The sequence below is a fragment of the Candidatus Nitrosopumilus salarius BD31 genome (assembly GCF_000242875.2).
Classification (GTDB): Archaea; Thermoproteota; Nitrososphaeria; order Nitrososphaerales; family Nitrosopumilaceae; genus Nitrosopumilus; species Nitrosopumilus salarius.
The window spans coordinates 1-7129 of record NZ_AEXL02000149.1 but is presented as its reverse complement, the minus strand read 5'-3'; the positions used below and the strand labels follow the sequence as shown (position 1 = coordinate 7129).

Sequence of the window (7129 nt, the reverse complement as noted above, 5' to 3'; positions counted from 1 at the left end):
GTTTTTGTAAATAATGGTTTGTTACGACTAAACGAAGAAAAAGAAATAGAAGAGATGTTTAAAGATAATTTTAAAGTAGATTTTACATCAATTAATGCAGTAGATCAATTTCTTGGAAAACTCAAAGGAGTTACAGATCCTGAAAGAAAGAGAATGATAGTGGGAGAAGAGTTTATTCATGTTTTTTCTAAATTTGCTGAAACAAATGGTCCCTTCAAATGGCTGGCTCAGGGTACACTATATCCGGATGTTATTGAAAGTGGAGTTTCAAAAGGTCCTGCTGCAGTAATTAAATCTCATCATAATGTAGGAGGATTACCAGATTGGCTTAATTTGGAAATTTTAGAACCATTAAGAGAGTTGTATAAGGATGAAGTAAGAAAGATTGCAAAAATTCTTGGAGTTCCAGAAAAACTTTTCATGCGACATCCATTTCCAGGCCCAGGTCTGGCTGTAAGAATAATTGGGGAAGTCACACCAACAAAACTGAATATTTCCAAAGTAGCAAGTAAAATTGTTGAAGATGAATTGTTAGATGCTGGTTTGTATGGAAAAGTTTGGCAGGCATATGCAGCAGTGGGAGATGACAGAGCAGTAGGAGTTGTTGGAGATGAGCGTAGGTATGGGAATATAGTTATGATCAGAGTTGTAGATTCTATAGATGCAATGACCGCAGATTGGACTAGATTACCACATGGATTATTGGAAAAAATGAGTAACAGAATAACAAATGAAATTGAGGACGTTACTTGGGTCACCTACACTATTTCAAGCAAGCCTCCAGCAACAATTGAACCACAATAATACTAATGTGGGTATATTATTGAAAATGTTTTGAAAATCAAAAATAAATATCCCCAATAATTTATGATGATTGTGAATTTTCATGTTTTTGATACTTATGTAAAAGCAAAAGATGGGCATACAATGCATTTTGATGTAGTTACAGACAAAAATGATCCAGAAAAAGCTATTGTGTTTGCAAAAGAGTGGTTAAAGTCAATTGGAGAAGAGTCTGCCATAGTTACTACAAATGAATGTAAGTTTTGTCACACACAATCAGTTCCAGAAGATATGGAAATTGAAATAATGACTGACGGTTATTCCATTTCAAAGATGGAAGGATGTCCAAATTAATAATCTACATCAAGAATTCCTTCAGCAATAAGATACTCTAATGCTGTAAGTAATTCATTTTCTGAAATAGTTTCATCTGCATACCATACAAAAATATCATGTACCCAAGTAGGTATTTTAGATTCAGATTGATCTAAACTTTCAATTTGTAATGTTTCTACAGTATCAGACTCTTCCTCAGGCACCTCAGAGTCTATAACGGAATTCTGAGTAATTGTTATCGGCATGCTTGATTTAATAATTGAGAAGGTGGAAACAGATTCAGCGGAACCATATTCAGAATAAACTCGAAGTCCATATTCACCTATCAAATTTTCTTCATCTATATCAGGATCAATATAATGTAAAATTTGTACTCCAAACAAATTATCGCCTATAGCCTTTGGCATAATTTCAGATGTTTTGATAATTTCTCCATCACTTAATCTAATGATTTGCATAAAATGGTAACCGTCATGTGGATTATAATTTTGAATTTGAATGTCAGCTCTAATCATTTGAGGGCTTTCATCTAGATCTATTATATTTCCGGAAACAAAATCGATTGTAATAATAGGTAATTCTTCAGATCCAAAAACTTGGACTCCTTGAAATAATAAAATAATTGAAAATAATCCTAGAATTGTCTTTGGAATCAATTTTTCTCTAGAATGGTTTAGATTTTTATGCTTATATCCATAGGGTATGTTTTTTTTACAAATTGATTCCAAAGTGGAAAATATCAAAGCATGCATGCTCCAAAAACTCCAGCAGAGTCACCCAGTTTGTTTTTCAGAATAGGAGTGTCTACCATATCTGAGAATACTTTGCTGTAAACTGATTCTATTCCATCAGTATACAAAAAGTCAATGTTTGACAAGCCTCCTCCTAAAACAATTGCATCAGGATCTAAAATATCAATTACATTTGCAAGACCATATCCAAAATTTTCTATAAATTCATCTTTCCATCTTTGTCCAATATCATTATCAATATCAGATATGATTTCTGGGAGAGTTTGAGATTTTCTAGTCATTTCAGTCCATCTTTTTTCCAAAGATGGGCCGCTGATGTAAGTCTCTACACATCCCATTTTTCCACAATAACATGGATTTCCATCTCGATGTAATGTGTGGTGACCCCATTCTCCGGCAATGTTAGATCGTCCAAGATGGAGTTTTTTATCAATTACAATTCCACCTCCCACACCGGTACCCATAATCACACCAAAAACTAGACTAAATTCCATAGCAGAGCCCATAGTAGCTTCTGCCATGGTAAAACAATTAGCATCATTTTCCATAGAAATTTTTTTTTCTAATTTATTTTCCAAGTCTTCTTTTAATGATTTTCCAATCAAACATTGGGTGTTACTGTTTTTGATTAATCCAGTTTGTTTGGAAATTGTTCCTGGTGTACAAATTCCTAATGAAAAATCAGAAACATTTGAAGATAAATCCAAAACAAGAGATGAGATAGAATCAAGAATTTCCTGATAATCATTTTGAGGTGTTAGAATTCTTTTTCTTTCTAAAACATCAAGACTTTCATCAAGTAGTATGGCTTCTGTTTTAGTACCACCTAAATCTATACCAAGCTTGTACAACAAGAATTTAGAAAAATTATAATGATTAAACTTTAACTAAAAAAATTATCCCATACCAGGCATACCGCCACCTGGAGCTCCAGATACGGCAATTACATCATCTATTCTAAGAATCATACATGCTGCTTCAGTTGCAGATTTCACGATTTGTTCTTTTACTACAATTGGTTCCACTACATGAATTGCCATCATATCTGCAATCTTCATGTTTCTAGCATCAATTCCAGTCCATTTATGACCTTGATTTTGTTTTGCTCTAAGATTAGCCATTGTATCAATTGGATCCATGCCTGCATTTTCAGCAATGGTTAGTGGAATTGTCTCTAGTGCTTCAGCATATTTTTTAATTGCAAGTTGTTCTTTACCATCAAAATTATCAGCCCAATCTTTGAGTAATGAGGCTGCATATGCTTCAGGTGCACCGCCACCTGCAACTATCTCTGGTTTTTCAATCACATCTTTTACAACCATTAAAGAATCATGAATAGAACGATCAACTTCATCAATGACTCTTTGAGAGCCACCACGAATTAGCATGGTTACTGATTGTGGATGTTTGCAGCCTTCAATGAATACCCATTTGTCAGATTCAACTTTCTTTTGTTGAGCCAAATCTGCAGTACCCAAATCACTTTCTGACATATCATCAAAGTTACTAATTACACGTCCACCTGTAGCTTTAGAGAGTTTAATCATATCACTTTCTTTGACACGACGGACTGCCATAATACCATATTTTGCAAGATAGTGTTGTGCAATATCATCAATTCCTTTTTGGCAAATCAAGACATTAGCTCCTAGATCATGTAATTTATCCACCATTGTCTTTAACATTCTATTTTCTTCTTCTAAGAACATCTGCATTTGAGTTGGGTCAGTAATTCTAATCTCTGCACTCATCTCTGTTTTTTCAATTTCAAGTGCAGAATTAATTAATGCAATTTTTGCTTTCTCAATTTTAGTAGGCATTCCACTGTGAACAATCTCCTTGTCCAAAACAATACCTTTTACAATTTGTGTATCTTGAATTGAACCACCAGATTTCTTTTCAACTTTGATATTTTCAAGATCAACAGAATATTTGTCACCTTTCTTTGTTGCAATACTCAGAATTGCGTCAACTATAATTTTTGAGAGTGAACCGCTATCTTCAGAAATTAGTTTTGATTGCATGCTTGTTGAAGCAATTTTGATAAGAGAGTCTCGGTCATCAGGTTGTATTTTCTTTGATAATTGTGAGTAAATTTCAAGAGTTTTGTCGGCTGCTGCTTGATAGCCATCAATTATGGTTGAAGAGTGAACATCTTTGTTAAGTAAATCTTCTGCTCTAGCCAGTAATGCGCCTCCAAAAATAACAGAAGATGTCGTACCGTCACCTACTTCATTATCTACTGTTTTTGAAATTTCAACCATCATTTTGGCTGCAGGATGTTGAACATCAATTTCTTTTAAGATGGTTGCACCATCATTTGTAATAGTAACATCACCTAAGGAATCAACTAACATTTTATCAAGACCTCTAGGTCCAAGACTGCTTCTAACTAATTGTGCAACTAACTTTGCGGCTGCAATATTATTCTGCTGGGCGTCTCTACCTTTTTGTTGTAGTGCGCTCTCTTTGAGAACTAATACAGGTCCATTTGGTCCTTGTTGAATTGATGCCATTTAGATTCAGCTACAATCCCCCGATTCCCCCTTTTTAACATTACTTAGTTGATCGGTGAGATGTAACTCCGTTTTTTCACATCAACAATTCCACCTGAGAGAATTCTGACAGAAGGTAGAGCCAGAAATGGCAAAAATAATGGAATCAAATGAGGTCTAGAAAAATTGCATCCAGAATCTAAAATAGAATTATTTATTTTTTCAAAGTTAGAAGTTACCTTTTCAAAAGATTCTGTAGAGATTATTCCTGCAACTTGGAAAGGTAATGAAGCAAGAATCTTTCCAGATTTAACCACAACAAGTCCACCTTGATTCTTTACAAGATGATTAGATGCAACTGCCATATCAGAATCATTTGAGCCAATTACTATCAAGTCATTTTCATGAAAACTCCAAGTGGATGCAAATGCGCCAATATCAGCACCAAAGTTTTCAAGAAATCCAATGGTATGACGATTTGTTCCATGAGTTCTATCAAAGGCTGCAACCTTCCACACATCAGAATCTAAAGAGGCAGAGACTTGACCATCCACTGATTTTAGCTGAGCAGAACCAATTTTTGTAATAATTTCAGTTTCCAAAAAAATAGTATTTGCAAGAACATCTTTCTTTTTTGATTTAATAAGAAAATCATTTTTGGTGAATTTTTTTAGTTTGACAGTTTTTTTGATCCATCCTGGGATAGATTTTTTCTTGATAAGAGTAATGATTTTTCCATTAGACACTACAAGATTCCCTCCAACAAATACTTGGCTTGGTTTGAATGATTTTAAATCATCAAAAATTAAAATGTCTGCAAATTTTCCAGGGGCAATTCCGCCAAGATCTTTTCCCATGTTGTAATAATCAAAATTATTCTTTGTTGCCATAGTAATGGCATCTATTGGTTTTAAGCCAAGTTTGATTGATTCTCTAATACAGTGATCAATGTGACCGAATTTTGCAATATCAAGCGGATCAAGACCATCTGAACAAAACATTAAGCGGTTAAGATACGTCCCATGAGATAAAACGCGTGGAATTATTTCTTTTAAATCACGTCTGATAGAACCTTCTCTTATCATGATCCACATTCCAAGACGTAATCTTTCTAAAACTTGATCAAAGTTGATTGGTTCATGACAAGAAAGTATACCAGATGAAACATAGGCATTGAGTTTTTTATCAGATGCACCTGCAGTATGCCCATTAATTATACAATCACATTCTAACATTGCTGAAAGAGATTTCATTGTTTTGGGTTCACGTAGAGTTACTTTAGTCCAAGAAAAAACTTCTCCCAAGCCAAGAACATGAGGGTGTTTTACTGCCAACTTTTCTTGTGATAGCGATAAAGAATTACTGTTGCTAAATTTTGCATCAACTGGAAGACCTCCTGGAACAACTTGAAAAATTCGTATTGGAAGATTTTCTCCAAGTTTAAGAAATTCTTGGAAACCTTTGTACCCCCCCACACTAACAATATCTATTGGATCAGAAAATAATGAAGTAACACCACATAGTAAAGCTTTTTTTGCAAATTCAGATGGCAACACAAATTGATCAATGTGTAAATGAGGATCTGCAAATCCTGGACTGACATATTTGCCATTTACATCAATTATCTTTGTTTTTGAACCAAGTGTATGTGATGCATCTTGACCAACATATGCTATTCTGTCATTAAAAATTGCAATCTGAGTTTTGGGAATTATTTCTCTAGTATACACCGATAGTAAATTGCAGTTTTTCAAAACCAGATCGGCTTTTTTTTCACCCATTGCTACAGAATTTAATGCAGAGATCGAATTTGCTAGGCTCGAAGTCACGGTTTTTAATTATCTTTTGCGCCTATTATAGATTCAATGCTTAAATTACGGTTGAGAAGGTTTTGTTGATATGAACATTCCTAAGGTGATCAGAAAGTATTGTGCAAAATGTAAAACACATACTGAACAAAAGGTCTCCATTTACAAGGCTGGAAAAAGACGTGGTTCTGCAAGAGGTGAACGTAGACATGCTGAGCGTAAAAAAGGATATGGTGGACAGAAATTCCCAAAACTCGCAAAACCAGCCAAAGTTACAAAAAAAGTTACTCCTATAATGACATGTACTGTTTGTAAAAAGAAATACAATAAACTAGGTGTCAGAATTAAGAAATTTGAGTTGGTGGCAGCATGAAAAAAGATCATATTGAAATTCCAAAGCCATCAAGCAAGTTTCAAAAAGTCAATTGTAATGAATGTGGTGAATTACAAGTAGTGTATTCTCATGCATCAACACAAGTTGCATGCAATTCATGTGGAAATACTATTTCACAAGCAACAGGTTCAAAAGCTCAGATTAACGGTAAAATATCAGGCAGTGCCGAGTAGATCATAGTCTTTTTTTGAATTCAGATTAAATGCAATTCTCTTATCATCAAGTACAATATAATTTTCATCAAGATTTTCAAGGGATAAAATTTTTTTAGAATTCACTAAAGAAATTCCAGAGTAATTACAAATCTGATCATTAAACTTTACCGAATAATCAGACTCAAGTCCAAGTGAGGTTAAAAATTTGTTAGTTATAATAATGCTAGTCCAAATTTTTTTGGGATCATATTGATCAACAATTTTTTGAACTATCTCTCCATCTAACAACGGCAAATCACCAGATACAACTAAAATGTCATCATTGATAGTTTTGAGAACTGAATTTAGATCTTCCACATAACCAATTCCAGGAGTATCAAAAGTTTCAATATTATTTTCTTCTAGC

Annotated in this window: 9 protein-coding genes; 4 read left to right on the top strand and 5 right to left on the bottom strand. The window is 33.9% G+C overall.

Translation table 11 applies throughout. The annotated features are described in order from the left end of the window. The coding region (gene guaA, locus BD31_RS08620) for a glutamine-hydrolyzing GMP synthase (protein ID WP_008301292.1) at positions 1–804 on the top strand (804 nt) is incomplete at its 5' end. 72 nt (positions 805–876) lie between these two features. Next, positions 877–1137, top strand: coding sequence for a DUF2024 family protein (locus BD31_RS08615; RefSeq protein ID WP_048097617.1), 261 nt, complete (start codon positions 877–879; stop codon positions 1135–1137). On the opposite strand, the gene BD31_RS08610 is transcribed toward BD31_RS08615, so the two are convergent. Genes BD31_RS08610 through BD31_RS08595 form a run of 4 tightly spaced genes read right to left on the bottom strand, consistent with a single transcriptional unit; the run spans position 1134 to position 6147 of the window. Then, entirely contained in the window at positions 1134–1871 is a 738-nt protein-coding gene (locus BD31_RS08610; protein ID WP_008301294.1) for a hypothetical protein, read from the bottom strand. The genes BD31_RS08615 and BD31_RS08610 overlap by 4 nt on opposite strands. Continuing rightward, complete coding sequence (locus BD31_RS08605; protein WP_048097615.1) at positions 1859–2725, bottom strand: ROK family protein; 867 nt, start codon at positions 2723–2725, stop codon at positions 1859–1861. Before BD31_RS08605 ends, BD31_RS08610 begins: the two co-directional genes overlap by 13 nt. A 42-nt stretch (positions 2726–2767) precedes the next feature. Further along, complete coding sequence (gene thsB, locus BD31_RS08600; protein WP_008301289.1) at positions 2768–4387, bottom strand: thermosome subunit beta; 1620 nt, start codon at positions 4385–4387, stop codon at positions 2768–2770. Positions 4388–4431: 44 nt separating this feature from the next. After that, positions 4432–6147 carry an adenine deaminase gene (locus BD31_RS08595; RefSeq protein WP_048097616.1) on the bottom strand — a complete coding sequence of 572 codons (1716 nt, stop codon included), beginning with the start codon at positions 6145–6147 and terminating at the stop codon, positions 4432–4434. 118 nt (positions 6148–6265) lie between these two features. On the opposite strand from BD31_RS08595, the gene BD31_RS08590 reads away from it, so the two are divergent. Both BD31_RS08590 and BD31_RS08585 read left to right on the top strand, forming a co-directional pair. After that, on the top strand, positions 6266–6547 hold the full coding sequence (locus BD31_RS08590; RefSeq protein WP_008301293.1) for a 50S ribosomal protein L44e: 282 nt from the start codon (positions 6266–6268) through the stop codon (positions 6545–6547). Further along, positions 6544–6741, top strand: a complete 198-nt coding sequence (locus BD31_RS08585) for a 30S ribosomal protein S27e (protein ID WP_008301302.1) — start codon at positions 6544–6546, stop codon at positions 6739–6741. Before BD31_RS08590 ends, BD31_RS08585 begins: the two co-directional genes overlap by 4 nt. Here BD31_RS08585 and BD31_RS08580 read toward each other — a convergent pair. Then, a partial coding sequence (locus BD31_RS08580; protein WP_008301291.1) for a hypothetical protein occupies positions 6724–7129 on the bottom strand: 406 nt, incomplete at its 5' end. The two genes, BD31_RS08585 and BD31_RS08580, sit on opposite strands and share 18 nt — an antisense overlap.

Coding starts and splice junctions, on each gene's coding strand:
- BD31_RS08610 (WP_008301294.1), bottom strand. CDS start 1,871: ATGCATGCTTTGATATTTTCCACTTTGGAATCAATTTGTAAAAAAAAC.
- BD31_RS08590 (WP_008301293.1), top strand. CDS start 6,266: ATGAACATTCCTAAGGTGATCAGAAAGTATTGTGCAAAATGTAAAACA.
- BD31_RS08585 (WP_008301302.1), top strand. CDS start 6,544: ATGAAAAAAGATCATATTGAAATTCCAAAGCCATCAAGCAAGTTTCAA.
- BD31_RS08595 (WP_048097616.1), bottom strand. CDS start 6,147: ATGGGTGAAAAAAAAGCCGATCTGGTTTTGAAAAACTGCAATTTACTA.
- thsB (WP_008301289.1), bottom strand. CDS start 4,387: ATGGCATCAATTCAACAAGGACCAAATGGACCTGTATTAGTTCTCAAA.